General features: G+C 36.0%; 16 protein-coding genes. 5 read left to right on the forward strand and 11 right to left on the reverse strand.

From position 1 onward, the window contains the following. Nucleotides 1-103 precede the first annotated feature (103 nt). Nucleotides 104-1,696, forward strand: coding sequence for an NAD(P)/FAD-dependent oxidoreductase (locus IPP64_12845; GenBank protein MBL0330276.1), 1,593 nt, complete (start codon nt 104-106; stop codon nt 1,694-1,696). On the opposite strand, the gene IPP64_12850 is transcribed toward IPP64_12845, so the two are convergent. The 11 genes from IPP64_12850 to IPP64_12900 form a co-directional block, all read right to left on the reverse strand. Further along, nucleotides 1,693-2,430: a hypothetical protein gene (locus IPP64_12850; protein MBL0330277.1), complete on the reverse strand. Its 738-nt coding sequence runs from the start codon at nt 2,428-2,430 to the stop codon at nt 1,693-1,695. The two genes, IPP64_12845 and IPP64_12850, sit on opposite strands and share 4 nt — an antisense overlap. A 5-nt stretch (nt 2,431-2,435) precedes the next feature. Beyond that, on the reverse strand, nt 2,436-3,143 hold the full coding sequence (locus IPP64_12855) for a hypothetical protein (GenBank protein ID MBL0330278.1): 708 nt from the start codon (nt 3,141-3,143) through the stop codon (nt 2,436-2,438). Nucleotides 3,144-3,149: 6 nt separating this feature from the next. Next, nucleotides 3,150-3,959, reverse strand: coding sequence for a hypothetical protein (locus IPP64_12860; protein MBL0330279.1), 810 nt, complete (start codon nt 3,957-3,959; stop codon nt 3,150-3,152). Beyond that, on the reverse strand, nt 3,960-6,185 hold the full coding sequence (locus IPP64_12865; protein ID MBL0330280.1) for a M48 family metallopeptidase: 2,226 nt from the start codon (nt 6,183-6,185) through the stop codon (nt 3,960-3,962). A gap of 26 nt (nt 6,186-6,211) precedes the next feature. Then, the gene (locus IPP64_12870; GenBank protein ID MBL0330281.1) at nt 6,212-7,792 is read right to left on the reverse strand and encodes a hypothetical protein; all 1,581 of its coding nucleotides are present in this window, start codon (nt 7,790-7,792) and stop codon (nt 6,212-6,214) included. Nucleotides 7,793-7,886: 94 nt separating this feature from the next. Continuing rightward, a complete protein-coding gene (locus IPP64_12875) occupies nt 7,887-8,504 on the reverse strand; it encodes a hypothetical protein (GenBank protein ID MBL0330282.1) in 618 nt (205 codons plus the stop codon). 83 nt (nt 8,505-8,587) lie between these two features. Next, nucleotides 8,588-9,874, reverse strand: coding sequence for an AMP-binding protein (locus tag IPP64_12880; GenBank protein MBL0330283.1), 1,287 nt, complete (start codon nt 9,872-9,874; stop codon nt 8,588-8,590). A 139-nt stretch (nt 9,875-10,013) separates the two neighbouring features. Further along, nucleotides 10,014-10,385 carry a holo-ACP synthase gene (locus IPP64_12885; protein MBL0330284.1) on the reverse strand — a complete coding sequence of 124 codons (372 nt, stop codon included), beginning with the start codon at nt 10,383-10,385 and terminating at the stop codon, nt 10,014-10,016. Then, complete coding sequence (locus tag IPP64_12890) at nt 10,382-11,419, reverse strand: hypothetical protein (GenBank protein ID MBL0330285.1); 1,038 nt, start codon at nt 11,417-11,419, stop codon at nt 10,382-10,384. Before IPP64_12890 ends, IPP64_12885 begins: the two co-directional genes overlap by 4 nt. Further along, the gene (locus IPP64_12895) at nt 11,412-11,774 is read right to left on the reverse strand and encodes a hypothetical protein (GenBank protein ID MBL0330286.1); all 363 of its coding nucleotides are present in this window, start codon (nt 11,772-11,774) and stop codon (nt 11,412-11,414) included. Before IPP64_12895 ends, IPP64_12890 begins: the two co-directional genes overlap by 8 nt. 32 nt (nt 11,775-11,806) lie before the next feature. Further along, complete coding sequence (locus tag IPP64_12900; GenBank protein MBL0330287.1) at nt 11,807-11,986, reverse strand: hypothetical protein; 180 nt, start codon at nt 11,984-11,986, stop codon at nt 11,807-11,809. A 130-nt stretch (nt 11,987-12,116) separates the two neighbouring features. On the opposite strand from IPP64_12900, the gene IPP64_12905 reads away from it, so the two are divergent. From IPP64_12905 to IPP64_12920, 4 genes are read left to right on the forward strand one after another with little or no spacing between them, the layout of a single operon-like run. After that, entirely contained in the window at nt 12,117-13,265 is a 1,149-nt protein-coding gene (locus tag IPP64_12905) for an acyltransferase (GenBank protein MBL0330288.1), read from the forward strand. 21 nt (nt 13,266-13,286) lie between these two features. Continuing rightward, nucleotides 13,287-13,940: a hypothetical protein gene (locus IPP64_12910; protein MBL0330289.1), complete on the forward strand. Its 654-nt coding sequence runs from the start codon at nt 13,287-13,289 to the stop codon at nt 13,938-13,940. A gap of 31 nt (nt 13,941-13,971) precedes the next feature. Then, nucleotides 13,972-16,017 (forward strand): phenylacetic acid degradation bifunctional protein PaaZ, encoded by a 2,046-nt coding sequence (gene paaZ / locus IPP64_12915; GenBank protein ID MBL0330290.1) that lies wholly within the window; start codon nt 13,972-13,974, stop codon nt 16,015-16,017. Next, a complete protein-coding gene (locus IPP64_12920) occupies nt 15,950-17,275 on the forward strand; it encodes a hypothetical protein (protein MBL0330291.1) in 1,326 nt (441 codons plus the stop codon). The genes paaZ and IPP64_12920 overlap by 68 nt, the downstream gene beginning before the upstream one ends. Nucleotides 17,276-17,293: the final 18 nt, after the last annotated feature.

Raw genomic sequence — 17,293 nt, forward strand, 5'->3', positions numbered from 1 at the left:
TAAATCAGGCCTACGTTATGAGTTCATAAAAAATCTGCTTGAAAGGATTCTTTTTGTCCGTTTAGCCATAAATACGACTATCTTAGTTCTGCGATAAGCAAACATGAAAAATCTATACTCCTCCGATTTAACAAAATCTACTTACGATGCCATTATTATTGGATCTGGAGTTGGAGGGTTAACCACTGCAGTATTTCTCGCAAAAGCCGGAAAAAAGGTATTGGTGCTTGAAAAGCATTATGTCCCTGGCGGATTTACACATACTTTCAAACGTAAAAAATTTGAATGGGATGTTGGTGTTCATTATGTTGGACAAGTAAATCTGAAAAATAATCTCATGCGCAAAACATTTGATTACATCTCTGATGGAAAATTAAAATGGGCGGACATGGGAGATATTTATGATCAAACCATAATAGAAGGTACAACCTACAATTTTAGAAAAGGAAGAGAAAATCAAATCAATCAAATGATTGAATATTTTCCAGATGATGAAAAAGCGATTCGTACCTATTATGACTTAGTGCAAGAAATCGGAGCGAATTACACCCCTTTTTTTTCGGAGCGAACGATGCCATTGTGGCTGAGCAAAACAGTGGGATATTTTATGCGGAGAAAGTTTTATAAATACTCGCAAAAAACAACTTATGAAATCTTGCGAAGCATCACCTCCAACGAAAAACTGATTGCTGTATTATGCGCACAATGTGGCAACTATGGATTATCACCAAAAGAAAGCAGCTTTGCTATCCATGGTATGATTGTCGAACATTTTATTGAAGGTGGAAACTATCCCATTGGTGGCGCTTCCAGCATTCACAAAAGCTTAATTGATGTTATTGAAGCAAACAACGGTATTGTTGCCATAAAAGCAGATGTAAAAAAAATCATCATCGAAAAAAACAAAGCAATTGGCGTTGAAATGATGAATGGCGATCAATTGTATGCCTCAACCATTGTCAGCAATGCAGGTGCACACAATACGTTTAACAAACTCATTTCGAAAAACATTCAAAAAGACGAAAACAGCATCGCACTAAATAAAATCAAGCCTTCCGTTTCGCATGTCTGCATCTATGTTGGTTTAAATGCGAGTGATGAAGAATTGAAATTACCCAAATACAACATCTGGCTGTTCGACAATTATAAAATTGACCAACTGCAGGAACATCATTTAAAAACTAAAAACAGTAGTTCGCCAATTTCCTACATTTCATTCCCTTCCGCAAAAGACCCCGATTGGCAAAAGAATCACCCGGGAACATCCACGATACAAGTATTGGGATCCTTCCCGTTTGAATGGATGCAAGAATGGGAAAATGGAAAATGGCAAAAGCGTGGTGAGGATTACGAAAAAAGAAAGGAAGAAATAAAAAAAGTTCTATTGGACAAGCTACTACAAACATTACCACATATCAAAGATAACATTGAACTTTGTGAACTGTCTACTCCACTATCCACCAAACATTTTACCAATTATGATCAGGGAGAAATTTATGGATTAGAACATACTCCTGCCCGGTTCAATCTTATGCAATTACGACCACGAACAAATTACAAAAATCTTTATTTAACAGGGCAAGACATTGTTTGTGTTGGAGTTGGTGCGGCAATGTTCTCAGGTCTCATCACATCCATTGCCATCTTAAAAAGAAATTTATTGTGGAAAGTAATCCGATACAAAGTAGCGGATTAAAAGGCAAGGAATCCGATTCCTATATGGAAGTTAATAATCTGATGATTCATAAGTCGCAATCCACCATGTGTTTCAAACATTGATTTTGTGGAGTACATGGATTGTGTATTCCCAAAACCTTCAGAAGGAGCGAGCATAAATTTAATTCCACGGTCAATTACGATTTTATCCGCAACAATTCGTTGTCTCCCAAAGGAAAATCCTACTCCAAATTTCTCAAACGAAATTTTTCCTGAGCCTTGAGTTACGGTTGTTCTACCTGTAGGCGAATTGGAATCCTGTATACTCCAATGATTGGGATCATAAGCAACGGTATTTGAAAACATCATTGCTTCCCATTTTACATAAGGACCATACGGTGCAAAATTTGCTCTTTTGAATAACTTTATTCCAACCCCAAACCCCATTGAAGTTAATACCGCAGGTTTCTTTTTATCACCATCATACCTTACATATAAAACATCTGTGTAATCAACTCCAGTTCTTGCATACTGAATCATCAAACAAATCGCTTTTCTTCGATGATGGACGTATTCAAGATTTAAACCATGAGAAGAACTTATTCCTACTGGTTCAAACTCCCCATTATTTGTAGCTCGTGCAGTTGGTCCTGAAAATGCTGGAAAAAACTTAACAGAATAAGAAACGATTCCGCGTTTTCCTATATATCCGGGAACTTGGGCGAAGGAACAGGTAAAAATAAAAAGAAAAAAAACAATACTTAATTTCTTCATCCGTATTAAAATGCTAAAAAGCCAATTCCGATAAATGCATTAAAAATCGGGTTTAAATTTAAACTACCTGAAACGTCTGACGACAAATTACTTTCATGATTGTCGAGTGGATCGGAAGAATAGATCACCATTAATGTACCTCTGATTCCAAAATCGACCACATACTTATGTTCAAAAACACGTTGTCGACCTCTGGAATACGAAAATCCAAATCCTTTCAAATTAAAACTTCCACCAGGCTGAGAAACCAATGTACTACTTGCATATCCTGTACTCACATATTCGAGATAGTCTTTGTATTTCATCTTGCACATCATAAACTGCCCATCCCATTTAGAATAAGCACCCAACGGGGCAAATTTTGCTTTGTTAAATCGTCTAAAACCTAAGGAATATTCAATTGTAGAAAGTTTTTCAAAATCTGGTAGCTCATTATATCCACCGGCAGGATCGAAACTGCTTGTACGAATTTTCCTGTTCGAATACCTAACTGAAATGCACATTTCGCGTTGCTTACTAATCACATAATTTACATTTAACGAATGTGTTAATACAGCACGATTCAGTTTGTAATCAAAAGCAAAATTTAAAAAATTAGGGGATAGAAGGTTTGAATATCCAACGGTAAAGCGCTTACCCATATAACCGGGTGTTTGTCCGGATACACCAAAAAAAACGAACAAGAAAAACAGACATAGCGTTAATTTTCTCATCCTTTTTTAAAATGCTAGAAAACCAATTCCTAAATGAACATTAATAAGCTGTTCTCTGGCGATGCGTAGATTCGACTCTCGTCTGAAATAAGCTGTCACATTCGTTGTATATTCATCACCAGCAGCAAGGGTAATAATATTTAAGGCCGGTGTATACGCAAATCGAATTCCATAGTCTAATGAAATTTTATCATTCAATATTCTTTGATAACCGAAGGTACATGCAAAAGCAATATTTTTATACGTATATTCTCCTTCACCCAAACTTCCTTTCACAGTTAAGTCATAATCATTGGGGTCAGGGTGAGCAAAATTCTTGTAATCGTATTTTAACTTTTCAAAAAACATAAGAACTTCCAATTTTCTATATCTACCAACCGGGGGAATAAACCCTTTCTTAAATGTTTTAATACCCAAACTTAAATTGATTGATCTTAACAATGCCGGCTTAGAGAAATTTCCGGCATACTTATACCCTCCCGGATAAGGATATTGATCCTCATTACCAAACATTTCTCCGAAAAAAGTACCATTGGTCGTGCCATTTGAATAGGCAACTCCGGTGAGCAGATATTGAGCAGAAACACATACCATCTTTCGTTCCTTGTACACATACTCCAGATTCAGACAATGAACATTATTTAAAGTCGGTGACGCTTCATCAGATGGATTTGCATTTAACGGACCAGGACCTTTGGGAGCAATCATAAAATAATTGCTGTATCCGATAACACAACGCTTACCAAAATAACCGGCAATTTGTGCATTTGAGACAAATGCTGATACTACAAATAGCAAACTATATATTAATTTCATTTATTTCGGCTTTTTAGCAACATGCATTAATGAATTATAAACGAAGGATGTAACCAAATCTGTATTGTCTTTTGATTTCGTATAACGCGTTTCATACTTCATAACTTCTCCATTTTCCAAATTGAATAAAATGAAAAAGTAAGTATTGTGAGATTTTTTACCTTTTTCATTGTAGATTCCAGTCCACGCCAAATATTTAGTCCCATACTTTTCAATCAATGTTTTTATTTCATCCGAACCAACAATCATTTCATCTGAATTATCGCCATGATTAAATCGTTCGGTGAGCCAATCATTCATGATGCTGTTCAAATTATAACGGTCCATATCAGCGGTCGTCATATTTTTAGTACTTATCATTTCATAATTAAGTTTCAAACGATCCGCACACTTCTTTTGAATTTCAGCTAGTTTCACTTGTTTTTCTTCCGACTCAAAATAGTTAATCATTTCTTCACGATTCACTGTTTTCACTTTCATGTAAAAAGGTTCTAAAAACAATACTTTTTCAATACCTAACAAGGTGTATTTGTTTTTATTTTCTTTCGCAATTTGATCTTCCAGCTTTTTTCGTTCTTTATACGTCAAATTATCTTTTTTCTCTTCCGCTTTTCGCGTCAAGCCTTTCGAAGCTCTTGTAAAACGTTTTACAAACTCAGCGTCTTCTAACAATCCAACAAATGCATATTTTGTAAAATTTTCATCGGTTGTAATTTCTACCTTTTGCTGTTGCTTTTTAATTTTTGAATACTTACTCTCTTCTGCAGTTGTATCAACAGTTTCAACAGGAGTTTTTACGGTATCCAACGCCAGTAGTTGAGCCTTACTTGTTTTCGAAAAATCATTTAAATACAACTGATTCGAATTAACCAATTCTGAAAACAAACTATCTGTCAACGCAGACAAAACAAGATCTTGTGGATTTTTTTTGTACGCTTTATAGGTATAAGAAAGTGCCAACGTATTCAATTCTTTAGCATCCAGCTGATCCAATAGATAGTAAACACGTTGAGATGGCCCTTCAATTTTCTCATAATCAGGAATAGAATACGACTTAGAACTTAAACGGGCATTATTTGCAATACTATATGTGTATTTTGATTTGTTTCGGTTGCTATACGACTCTGCAATTGTGATATTGTAAAGCGCTTTAGCTACCACCTTTTTCAGATACACATTTTCAGGATATTTTTCCAATAAGATATACGATGCGTAAATTGCATTGATATAATCTCTGTCGACCAAATACAAACGGCAGGATTCAAATCGTGCAATTTCTCTGACTTTCTTAAATTCTTCTTCTGAAACAATGTATTTCTTACGACTCGCTTCATCCAAAACAGCTAATTCCGGCTCAACAGCCCCTCTTCTCTTACGAATATTTGGATGTGTACTTTTGGTATCATCGTAATCATCATTTGATTTTATCTCAGCCGTTTTCTTGAGAAAAAAAGTATCCGGTAAAATAAGATATTGATCTTCGAAAAAAGATTTTTTAAAATCAACTAATTCAAAAGGCAAATACGAATATTGCAATACATCAAACGCACCATTTAATGCTTTCACGCTGTAACGAGATTCCTTTATCCTTGCCAACCCTTCCGCATCTGCCTCCGTTTCATTGTCTTGAGAAAAGCGATATTTAGCAATATTTCGTGCTTCATAAGAGCCGGTTTCATAAGAACTTGTTCCTTTGTCCAGCTTTATATTTTCGATGTATTGATTTACAGAATGTTTTTTTACAACATGCGTAATTTCATGAGCAAGTACATACGCCAATTGAGCCTCATTCTCCAATTGTGCAAGCAAGCCAACGTTAATAAATATAAACCCTTTGTCGAAAGCATGTGCATTCACATCCGGTGACTTTGTAACATAAATATGAATCTGTTTTCTGAGTTCAGGATCATTTTTCAATAACTCATCAGCAACTTTATTCACATAATTCCCTAGCGGATCATTAATCAACACATCACCACTTAACAACAAATCTCTCAAAAAGTAGTTGCTGGAAATGGTAAACTGTTGCTTCGCCATACGGTCGGTTCCATATCCAATCGTTTTAATATCCTCTTCGGATATAGAACGAGCCGTTTTCAAAAACTCTTCAGGCAATAAACCTGAAGACGTTAGCGGCATATAATTCGAATCATACTGACCGTAAACACTGCCTGTAAAAAGTAAGATGAACGCAAATACAATCTTAACAACAAAGAATTTCTTCATTTAAACGTATATTAAACTATTAAAAGTTATTTAATTTCAATTGAGAAAAGCATGTTCTTTTTCTTTTTACGCTCAACTGCAATTAAGTTATTTTTTTTACCATCAATAAAATTGCGGCAATACAAATTCGTTTCATATTGCTCTGCTTCACCCAAATTGTATTTTTTCACTTCCCCTTTTTCATTAATATCAATTCCGGCAACGAATCCGCCTCTTCTACTCTGATGCACTTTGGGTGCTTCGTTTTCTTTCAAAGTAAAATTCTCTATATGATCTAAATAAAACAAATGTACATGGTTCCCTTTTACTGCTGAAGAAAAGGAGATTCCAGTTCCGGATGCACTGCCTTCATGCTGGCGTTTCGGAATTTTTTTAATCCAACCCAAATTACCTGCAGGGTCAATGCTAAATACAAAAATATCATTCGCATAAGTATCATAGGTTGTTGTAGTTGTTTTACCGTTATAATGTGTTGTAGTTACCACATAATAAATTTCAGAAACAATCACCGTTGAGCCATTTTCCAGAAAATGAATATTTTTAATTTCTAAGTTATTAATGCCCAAATCTTTTTTATCATTCCCTTCGTTTTTCTTCTCTTTTTTCTCCAACTTTTCTTTTTGTCTGTCGGTCATAAATGATTTAATAATATCAGAAGGAATTTCATAATACCCGCCACCCAACTTAGAAAACTTACCATTCGCAACATCCAACTTCACCATGTATGCACCATCAATGGAAGGGTTTCCCATTTTAGAATAAAACCCTGCCACCACAATATTGTTCGCTTTGTCTTCGTACATGTAAGTATCACGCAAGATATAATCATCCAATTTTAATTCAATCACTTTCGGATCCTTTTTGTCTTTGGAATACACTAAAATTTCAAAATGCCCTTCTTTTCCTTCTGCACCACGCACATTGATTAAAAAATACAGCTTCCCGTCATTCGATACTTGATAATCGACCGTACTCATTTGTGCTTCCGTATAAGGCATTTCATACTCTCCACCCCAAATCAGTTTCAAACTTTCATCATACATGTAAAAGCCATATTCCTCTTTATTCAATTCATTTTTTCGCTCGCGGTTGTGCAACGTATATTTAAAAAACAATTTTGTTTTATCATTGGAATTCGTGATACCGTATCCCCAACCGCCACCAATAATTCCTCTGGAACTTTGAAAAAGTTTTACAGGTTCACCGGTTACATCCAGAGAAGCAGAAGAAAATTCAACAGCAGACAACCCTTCAGTTTTCGTATCTTTAAATACTTCACGTACAATTACAAATGATTTTTTGGTAGTCAGCGCAACTCGCTCGAAATACGACTTTTTATTATCAAACAAAGCCTTTAGCTTTGGTGAATTAGAATTCGAAAGTGTTAATCCTGAAAAAACTTGAAATCCAACCTTTTCCAAGTTATCGCCCTTAGAATATGTTAACAAAATATCCCCATTTGCAAGTGGATTCGTTTGTGAAAGAGGTAAACCATCTTGACTTTCAAATTCAGATGAATGATTAATAGAATAAGGGCCTTTTTGAGAAACAGCAGTTTCTGCAATTAATAACAATCCGATAATTGGAAAGAGCAGTTGAGCTTTCATAACTGAATAGAATTTATTGTTTAAGACTACAAGATAAAAAAAAATCCCGCCCCAAATACATGGAACAGGATTTAAATGCAATTCGGGTAAACACTTATTTCTTCATCTTTTTTGCCATAGTGCCACCAACAGTTTTACCAGCTTTAGCATAGCATTCTTTAATAGAATTAGATGGATCGAAATCCCAATCGCTACCACCCATATTTACACCTTGAGCAGTAGTTTCACCTTTTGCCATTACTTTACCTGTTGCTGTTTCTACCCAAGAAATTTCAAATTTGCAATATGGATTCACTTTCAGTACTACAGAGTTAAAACCTGGCTCCGTAACAAGTACTTTCACATGAATCGTGTATTTAGCATCTTTTTGATTTTTAGCAGCAGTTGCATTGGTTTTTCCTTTGAACAATTGCTTATTGATTAACTCTTCAAACATTGGCTCATACATGGATGCACGATTATTTTTCCATTGTTCAGCCCAACGATCACCCTTTCCTGGCTGTTTTTCGTTTCCTTTTTTAATTTTTTCGTCTAAATACTCTTTTTCAGTTTTTTTACCAACCATCATATCAGTATACTCATACTCGATGTTGAACTTCGTTTCACCTTTTAAAAAAGCAAGGTCTTTGTCTCCTTCGGTAATTTTTTGAGCACTTGCAGCTCCTGCAGTGGCCAAAAAGCCAATAATTGCAATTAATTTTAATTTTTTCATGTGTTTTATTTTTAAAGTTTAGTTTCCTATTGATACAGAGCAAATGTAATAAAATTTTGATAGAAGTGCTAATGGAAAAGCCTTTATCGCTTATCAAAAAACACAACTGGTTTTCTGCTTAATTCAGGAAATTGGAGTTTATTGATCACGTCCACATCCTCAAATTTCACTTGTGGAGCGACACGTAATTTTGCTCGAAAGTGGTCTTTAATATCTTTTTCGAAATTTTCAGGAACAACATCACAACCGATACGGATCAAAATTTCATCTGTACCAATTTCATTCGTGAATACTTCTACAACATAATTTATTACACCATCAATATTGTTTAAAATATCATACAAAGCTGGTGGATATAATGTAGTTCCTTTGTATTTAATCATTTGTTTTCTTCTGCCCACAATTGGTCCCAAACGAATGGTTGTTCTACCACACGAACAAGGTTCTGAATAATGCGAACATAAATCGCCCGTTTTAAAACGCAACAATGGCATTCCTTCAACACCCAACGTAGTAATAGTTACTTCACCCGGTTCACCTTCTGCCACTGGCTTATTGTCTTCATCTAAAAATTCCACAATCACCAATTCGGGGTGATGGTGACCGCCTTTTCCGGCTGAACATTCCGTAAACGCAGCACTCATTTCGGTACTCGCATACGTTGAATACAATTTGATATCCCATTTGTCTTTTATGCGTTGCCCAAGCGTTGTGAGTGTAAAATCTTCATTTCTTAACGATTCACCAATACAAATGGCTTTGTTGATGGAAGTGTTTTTATAATCGATGCCGTTTGCTTCGGCATATTCAATCAGTTTTAATAAAAAAGAAGGAACGGTAACAAATGCCGTTGGATTAATACGATTGATGGTATCCCATTGCAATTCGGGAATTCCACCTCCAACTCTTACAACTCCGGCTCCCAATTTTCTGATTCCTAAAAAGTAAGCCAACCCGGCCATAAAGCGTTTGTCCAAGGTGGTCATTAACTGAAAAACATCATCCGAAGTTGAATCAGCACATTCAAATGAAATACATTCATTATAGGCTAATCGGTCTAAATCTTTGTCGGTCATCGGAAACAACACCGGATCACCCAATGTCCCGGAAGTAGTGATGTAGTCGATGATTTTACTTGGCGGCACACAAATAAAATCATCATTCCGATTTTGAATATCGTCCTTGGTGGTAACAGGAATCTGTTGTAAATCTTCCAAGGTTTTAATCTTCGAAATATCAATGTTATTTTTTAAAAATACTTCGGAATAAAATTTTGAACGTTCAGAAACATATTGCAACAAAGCAGGCAATTGCGCCTCTTGGTGCGACTTTTGTTCTTTTAAAGGTTTGGTTTCTATAATGGGGATCATATAATCAGTTCAAATTTTAAAGTTTGAAAGTCCAAAGTTCTGGATGTATTTATTTACTTACTATTTTATTTAATTGACATCTGTTCTATTTTTCTACCACTAGTCTCAACTTTAAAACATTGGACTTTCAAACGTTTAACTACCCTTCCAAAACTACCGTTGCCATTGCCATATCTTTAACATGCGACAAAGAAACGTGAATGGTTTTGATATTTTTTTCTTTTATAATTTCGGCTGTTGTTCCAACAATTACCAACGTTGGTTTCCCCAATTCATCGTTCACCACTTCTACTTCATTGAATGCCATTCCACCTCTCCAGCCTGTTCCCAATGCTTTAAAAAATGCTTCCTTCGCAGCAAAGCGTGCCGCAAAACTTTCCGCAAAATTCGTTTTGGTTTCACAATACGCAATCTCCACTTTGGAAAACACCTTTTCCTTAAAGCTATTATTTTCAATGCTTTTTTTAATGCGGAGCACTTCTGCTATGTCTGTTCCAATACCTATGATCATTTTTTCACTTCTTGAACTTCCACAATACTTTTCTCAACTGCTTCTCTATCCTGCACAGTCGTAATCTCTTTTGTTAATGCTAAATTATAATACGTCAATGCTTCTGAAATGTTTTTTTCATCTTTAAAATAGTTCCCTAAGATAAAATACGTTTCCCAATATTCTTCATTCGACTCAATGAAAGTAGTAATAGTTTTTGAATCTATGTTATCTTTTAAATGGTATTTATGTCGAACTTGAAATCCTTCTTTCATCAACTTCCAAGCTTTAAACTTTGCAAATTCTTTCGAATATAAAAAGCTATCTGCAGGAACATTCAATTCCTTTTCATACACTTCTTTTTTTGTTTTTAAACCGGGTGCTTCTGCAAATACTTTATTTAAATCGTAACAGACATATTGTCCGAGTTGAAAAGGATTAGTGGAAATCCAAACTTGTAATTTAGCCGGCTTGAAAATGACGGAGTGATGGGCGATTAATTGATTCAAGGCTTTTTCATTTCCCATTCCAATATTTTTTCCATCCATTCCTTTTTGATTTCTCAAAATCGCGGCAGCATCTTTTACTGAAATTTTCGGTATTTCATTCACTAATTGTGTTAAGTGTTTTAAGCGGTAGTTAGATGAACTTTTTTCAATGTTAGTCAGATTCACGGCATCTGTTGCAAAAGCCTTTCCCTGATAATGATTGGCACAAATGATGTAATCAGAGTTTTCCGAACGATACAGTTCTGTTTTGGAAGGTGTTTTTTCGATGGTAGCTGTTCTATTATCAGCAAGCGATCCAATCAAAATGGATTCGGATACAAATGTTTTACGTTTTTGAGCAATGGCAAACGCTTCATCAATGTTTTTTGCATACTGCAATATTTCTCTCGCTAAAATGGAAATCGGGGTGGCTGCCGCTGTTGGTATTTCCGATTTGGATGCATTAATGGTGACGGTCAATCCTTTTTCATTCATTCCGGAAACTGTTCCAATCATTCCTGCCCAGGAAATCATCATCAACTTATATCCATCTTGTGGTTCAGGCACCAAAAGCAGTACAACCCACGGTCATGTTTTTATCTTGCAACGCATGACCAATATCATGTGCCGCGTGATAATTCAACATTCGATAATATTTCGGTGCAATAAAATCAAACTGATCGGAAGCGGAAAGTGATTCACCATAAATTTCCAGCTTGTATTCTTCTGGAATATAATCATCCAAATTCCGATTAAAAAAGGCAATAAAAAACTTGAGGTAATTCAGCATTCCTTGCGAAGGAATCATTTTTTTAATTTGATCGACAAACGCGATTTCCTGTTTTTCTGCTAATTCTTTATTCAGCTTCCCTTCAATTACACCACGCTCAAATCCATCCCCTTCCACATATATTTCCCACAAACCTGTTTCACTTTTTTTGATCCAATTATTTTTTAATGTATAAAATCAGGAGCAACTTCGGTACGATTTAACGACATTAATTCCGGTTGATTGGGAACAGGTGTTTGAATGGTTACAGTAATAATAAACCACACCAATAAAACCAACAAAACATCCATTACTACAAAAAAGGAGTAAAATAACCAGCGCAAGAATCGGGTGAGAATATTCATAGTCGTTAATAGTGCAACAAAGATAGTAATTATAGTAGTTTCAGGGCATTGATTTTTTAAGCTATTTATTCATTTTGTTACACAAAATTTAGTATTTTTAGTTCCCCCTAAATGGAGGAAAAATGAAGCTATGAGCAACACATTCAATTTCGAAGATATTCGTCCGTATTACGACAATGAAGCACGCGGTGTGATGCGAAGATTGCAGCACGACCCGTTGTTTATGAAGTTGGTGAATCATCTTTGGCCGACCATGACACAGGAAGAGGCCTTTGCAAAAGCGGATAAAGTAACCAGCAACATGGCCTTTCAGCTTGAATTTATGCATCAGGCCATTCGTGTAATTGTTTCCCGTTCTTCCACCGGACTAACCTGCGATGGATTTGAAAATGTAGATCCTAAAAAAGCCTACTTGTACATTGCCAACCACCGTGATATTTTATTAGACTCTGCCATTCTTCAGATTTTATTGGTAGAACACGGCTTTGAAACCAGCGAAATTACATTTGGTAACAATTTAATGCAAGGTGATTTTATTACCGATTTTGGTAAACTCAACCGCATGTTTACCGTATTGCGCGAAGGAAACAGCCGCGAGTTGTATGAAATCTCTCAAAAATTATCTGCTTATATCCGTCATACTATTGTCGACAAAAACGTTTCGGTATGGATTGCACAGCGCAACGGAAGAACAAAGGACGGAAATGACATGACCCAAACCGGTTTAATTAAAATGTTAAACATGAGTGGAGGCAAAAATTTTACGGAAAGCATCCGACAACTAAATATTGTTCCGCTCAGCATCTCTTACGAATATGAACCTTGTGACGATTTAAAAGTGCAAGAATTATATTTATCCTCATTACATTCAAAATATGTGAAAGCTCCTGGGGAAGACTTAAACAGCATCCTTACCGGAATTCTTCAGCCCAAAGGCCGTATTCACATGAGTGTTGGAAAACCCATTCATGCAGAACTGGCAGAAATTGAAAAGATTAGTAATGAAAATGATAAAATAAAACACCTCGTTAATTGTATTGACGAACAATTGTCTGCCAATTATAAAGTTTGGCCGGTTAATTACATCGCTTGTGATATTGCGAATGAATCATCTGAATTCAGTTCACATTACACTGAAAAGGAAAAGAACGATTTCATTCACTACATCAAACAGAAAATAAGCAAATTAAAAGGTGAAGAACAATCCTTGTTCAACCTGTTTATCAACATGTATGCAAACCCGGTGAAAGCAAAAAAACTATCCACAATCAATCAATAGAAACCTACTCCACTTCTTCCGATGAAAACAACAACCCTTGCTTTATTCATTTTTATCAGCTCTTTTTGTTCGAATCTTCTGGCGCAAAAAACATTCACGAGCGAGGATATCTTTACACAAAAACAAATGGTATGGTATGGCTTGGATTTTACGCATTGCAAATTCATCGGCCAACCAAGTATTCACGGCAACTTTTATAAAACACCGGATTATGTTGTGAAACATTTTTTTAAAGATTGGAACATGATTCCATTGAAAGAAGGAGAAAAATACGATATCGGAAAAGCATTTGACAAAGATTACATCTATTTTGATATTGATACCGTTTTAGCAAGAGGACAGCGTTATAACAGCGACAGTCTCATAGCGTTTTCAAATGCTTACACACTAAACACCATGGCCTTTCCGGATATTATCAAATCATTTAACGGCATTGCAACCGAAGGAATTGGTGTGGTTTATTTAGTAGAAAGCTACAATAGCATCGAAGAAATTGCAACCTACTACTGCATTGTGTTTGATGTGGCTACAAAAAAAATATTTCTTCAAGAAAAAATTACCGGCCGACCGCAAGGAGGAAGCGTGAAAACATACTGGGCCGGTGCCTTTCACGAAGCACTCGAGAAAAATGAAAAAGTATATCGCAAGTGGAAAAAAGGTGCGATGATAAAATAGTTTAACGTTATTAATTAGAATTTATAGCATTATGAAATTAGAAAATTACGCATCCGGAAAATGGATTTCAGGAGATGGTGAAGGCCAAGCATTATTCAATGCAATTACCGGTGAACAAATTACAACAGCAAGCAGCAAAGGCTTAGATTTTGCCGAGATGATGAACTATGCTCGAAAGGTGGGCGGTCCTGCTTTACGCAAATTAACGTTTCAAGAAAGAGGCTTAATGCTAAAAGCGTTAGCCATGCACTTACAATCGAAAAAAGAAATTTTCTACAAAGTAAGTTGGGCAACGGGAGCCACTCGCTCCGACAGTTGGGTAGATATTGAAGGTGGAATTGGGAATTTATTTACATACGCCAGTTTGCGAAGACAATTTCCGAATGAAACATTTTGTCTGGATGGAGATGCTGCAAAATTGAGTAAAAACGGAACCTTCATCGGCCATCACATTTGTGTTCCCAAAGAAGGTGTTGCCATTCACATCAACGCGTTCAACTTCCCGGTATGGGGAATGTTGGAAAAAATTGCTGTCAATTTATTAGCCGGTGTTCCTGCAATTGTAAAACCCGCAACGGTTACTTCCTTTTTAACGGAAGCAGTGGTAAAAGAAATTGCCGCATCTAAAATTTTACCGGAAGGCGCTTTACAACTTATCTGCGGAAGCGCAAACGGCATTTTAGACCACATCGAATCACAAGACATTGTAACGTTTACCGGCTCTGCCAGCACGGGAATGATGCTTAAGGCTCATCCCAAATTAATTCAAGAAGCCGTTTCTTTTAACATGGAAGCGGATTCATTAAACTGCTGTGTATTGGGCGCTGATGCTACACCGGGCACTCCTGAATTTGATATTTTTATCAAAGAGGTACAACGAGAAATGACAACCAAAGCCGGACAAAAATGTACGGCCATCAGAAGAATCATTGTTCCTGAAAAATTAGTAGAAGATGTTCAAATTGCTTTAGGAAAACGATTAGCAACCACCACCATCGGTGATCCCAACGTGGAAGGAGTGCGTATGGGTGCGTTGGCAGGAAAAACACAATTGAAAGAAGTTGCTGAAAAAGTAATGCAATTGGCCAAAACACAAGAAATTGTTTTTGGTGATCTAGAAAAATTTGATGTGACCGGTGCCGACAAAAACAAAGGTGCTTTTATGTCGCCCATTTTATTCTTAAACAAAGACCCGTTTAAATTTCAAGATTGCCATAACTTAGAAGCATTCGGACCGGTAAGTACCATCATGCCCTACAAAACAATTGCCGATGCAATTGAATTAGCAAAAATGGGAAAAGGTTCATTGGTATGTTCCATCATTACCGGTGATGATAAAATCGCGAAAGAATTTGTAATCGGAGCGGCATGTATGCATGGACGTATTTTAGTTTTAAATGCGGATTGCGCAAAAGAAAGTACCGGACACGGTTCGCCAATGCCATTGCTTACGCATGGTGGTCCGGGACGAGCAGGTGGCGGAGAAGAGATGGGCGGAAAACGTGGCGTATTCCATTACTTGCAACGCACCGCCATTCAAGGTTCTCCAACAACAATAACAAACATTACCAACAACTATCAATACGGAGCGAAATACATTTTGAATGACATTCATCCATTCAAACGTTATTTCGAAGAATTGGTAGTAGGCGAAACCTTAATTACTGCAAAACACAAAGTAACATTAGAGAACATTGAAGCATTTGCCGAATTGAGTGGTGATAAGTTTTATGCTCACATGGATGCAAACTCACTGGAAGGAACCATCTTTACTGGAAGAGTTGCTCACGGTTACTATATCTTATCCCGAGCTGCCGGCTTATTTGTGGATGCCCCAAAAGGTCCGGTTTTATTAAATTACGGAATTGATGAATGTCGATTTACAAAACCTGTTTATCCGGGAGCTGAAATCGGTGTTCGTTTTACATGTAAAGAAAAAATTGATCAAGAGAAAAAATCAGAAGAAGATATTGCCAAAGGAATTGTGAAATGGTTAGTAGACGTTTATGATGAAACAGGAGAAACAGTTGCCATTGCTACCATTCTCACCATGGTTAAAAAGAAAAATCAAGATTAATTTGTTACGCAAAGCATTTTATATTATTGCTCTTCTTTTTTCACAGTCGCTCTTTTCTCAACAAAAGAACGATTGTGAAAAATTGATGGAGTTGGCTGATTCATTGTACTTTTCAAACCCTGATTCCTCCTACTCCGTTAGTATTGAGTTTGAAAAATGTGCGCGTAAATCAAACGACTTACCGCTTATTGCTCGCTCGAATGTTTCATTAGGTAGATATCTTCTTTTAAAATCTGATTTAGAAGAGGCCAACATCAAACTCAACAACGCTTCTAAAATCTATACCGACTTAAACGACTGGAGCGGAATAGGAACCGTACTGAAGCTAAAATCAAATCTCCAAAGCCGAATCGGAAATGAAAATGAATCTACAAAACTTTTGGATGAAGCATTAACCATGTTTCGAAAAGGAAACAATACCAAAGGAATCATTAACAGCTTATTAAATTTATCCATCCGTTATTTTAAAAGTAAAGAATTTGACAAAGCTGAAGCCACATTAAAAGAGATAGAAGACAATTTCAGTTCACTTTCCAAAACAGATAGGTATTTCTTTCACCAAAACAAAGGAATATTCCTCCTTGAAACAAATCGGTTGGATGAAGCCATACGTGAGTTGAACCAAGCACATGCAATGGCGATGGAAGACAAAATGATTGATTCGGAAGCAACCATTTTGGTGTATATCGGGAAGTATTACCGTTTAAAAAAGGTGTTTGACGAATCGAAAACACAATTAGAACGAAGCATGACCATCGCAAAAGAAAATTTATTAGATCATGAATTGTCTGAAACATATGAAGAATTAATATTGCTACATAAAGACATGGGCAACTTTGAAGAAGCCTATAACACCCTCGTGCTTCAAACGGAACTCAAAAACAAATTGCTCAACATCGAAAAGATTAATACGATTTCTCGTTTAGAAAAAAAACTTGCACTCAGTGAAAAGGAAAAAGAAATTGAAAGGGAAAAACTAAACTCACAAAAAGCAAGAGAGCAAAATCAGCTGTTAACCTATGCATTGATTGCCATGGCTATCTTCTGCATCTTTATCATTTACTTGTTTGTCAAAAGTCGTTCATTAAAAAATGAGATTTCAATTCAAAATAAAGATCTAGAACGACAAAATCATATCATTGAAGAAAAAAGCAAACGAATAACAGATAGTATTCAGTATGCCAAACGCATTCAACAAAGTTTATTGCCAACAGAAGTTTATATCCATAAAAGCATAAAAAGACTAAAAAAGAAATAACATTAAAATCGTAATTAC

The sequence above is a fragment of the Bacteroidota bacterium genome (assembly GCA_016722565.1).
In the GTDB taxonomy this organism is placed as follows: Bacteria; Bacteroidota; Bacteroidia; order 2-12-FULL-35-15; family 2-12-FULL-35-15; genus 2-12-FULL-35-15.

Coding starts and splice junctions, on each gene's coding strand:
- IPP64_12875 (MBL0330282.1), bottom strand. CDS start 8,504: ATGAAAAAATTAAAATTAATTGCAATTATTGGCTTTTTGGCCACTGCA.
- IPP64_12880 (MBL0330283.1), bottom strand. CDS start 9,874: ATGATCCCCATTATAGAAACCAAACCTTTAAAAGAACAAAAGTCGCAC.
- IPP64_12870 (MBL0330281.1), bottom strand. CDS start 7,792: ATGAAAGCTCAACTGCTCTTTCCAATTATCGGATTGTTATTAATTGCA.
- IPP64_12845 (MBL0330276.1), top strand. CDS start 104: ATGAAAAATCTATACTCCTCCGATTTAACAAAATCTACTTACGATGCC.
- IPP64_12885 (MBL0330284.1), bottom strand. CDS start 10,385: ATGATCATAGGTATTGGAACAGACATAGCAGAAGTGCTCCGCATTAAA.
- IPP64_12900 (MBL0330287.1), bottom strand. CDS start 11,986: ATGAATATTCTCACCCGATTCTTGCGCTGGTTATTTTACTCCTTTTTT.
- IPP64_12910 (MBL0330289.1), top strand. CDS start 13,287: ATGAAAACAACAACCCTTGCTTTATTCATTTTTATCAGCTCTTTTTGT.
- IPP64_12860 (MBL0330279.1), bottom strand. CDS start 3,959: ATGAAATTAATATATAGTTTGCTATTTGTAGTATCAGCATTTGTCTCA.
- IPP64_12920 (MBL0330291.1), top strand. CDS start 15,950: ATGAAACAGGAGAAACAGTTGCCATTGCTACCATTCTCACCATGGTTA.
- IPP64_12865 (MBL0330280.1), bottom strand. CDS start 6,185: ATGAAGAAATTCTTTGTTGTTAAGATTGTATTTGCGTTCATCTTACTT.
- IPP64_12850 (MBL0330277.1), bottom strand. CDS start 2,430: ATGAAGAAATTAAGTATTGTTTTTTTTCTTTTTATTTTTACCTGTTCC.
- IPP64_12905 (MBL0330288.1), top strand. CDS start 12,117: ATGAGCAACACATTCAATTTCGAAGATATTCGTCCGTATTACGACAAT.
- IPP64_12855 (MBL0330278.1), bottom strand. CDS start 3,143: ATGAGAAAATTAACGCTATGTCTGTTTTTCTTGTTCGTTTTTTTTGGT.
- paaZ (MBL0330290.1), top strand. CDS start 13,972: ATGAAATTAGAAAATTACGCATCCGGAAAATGGATTTCAGGAGATGGT.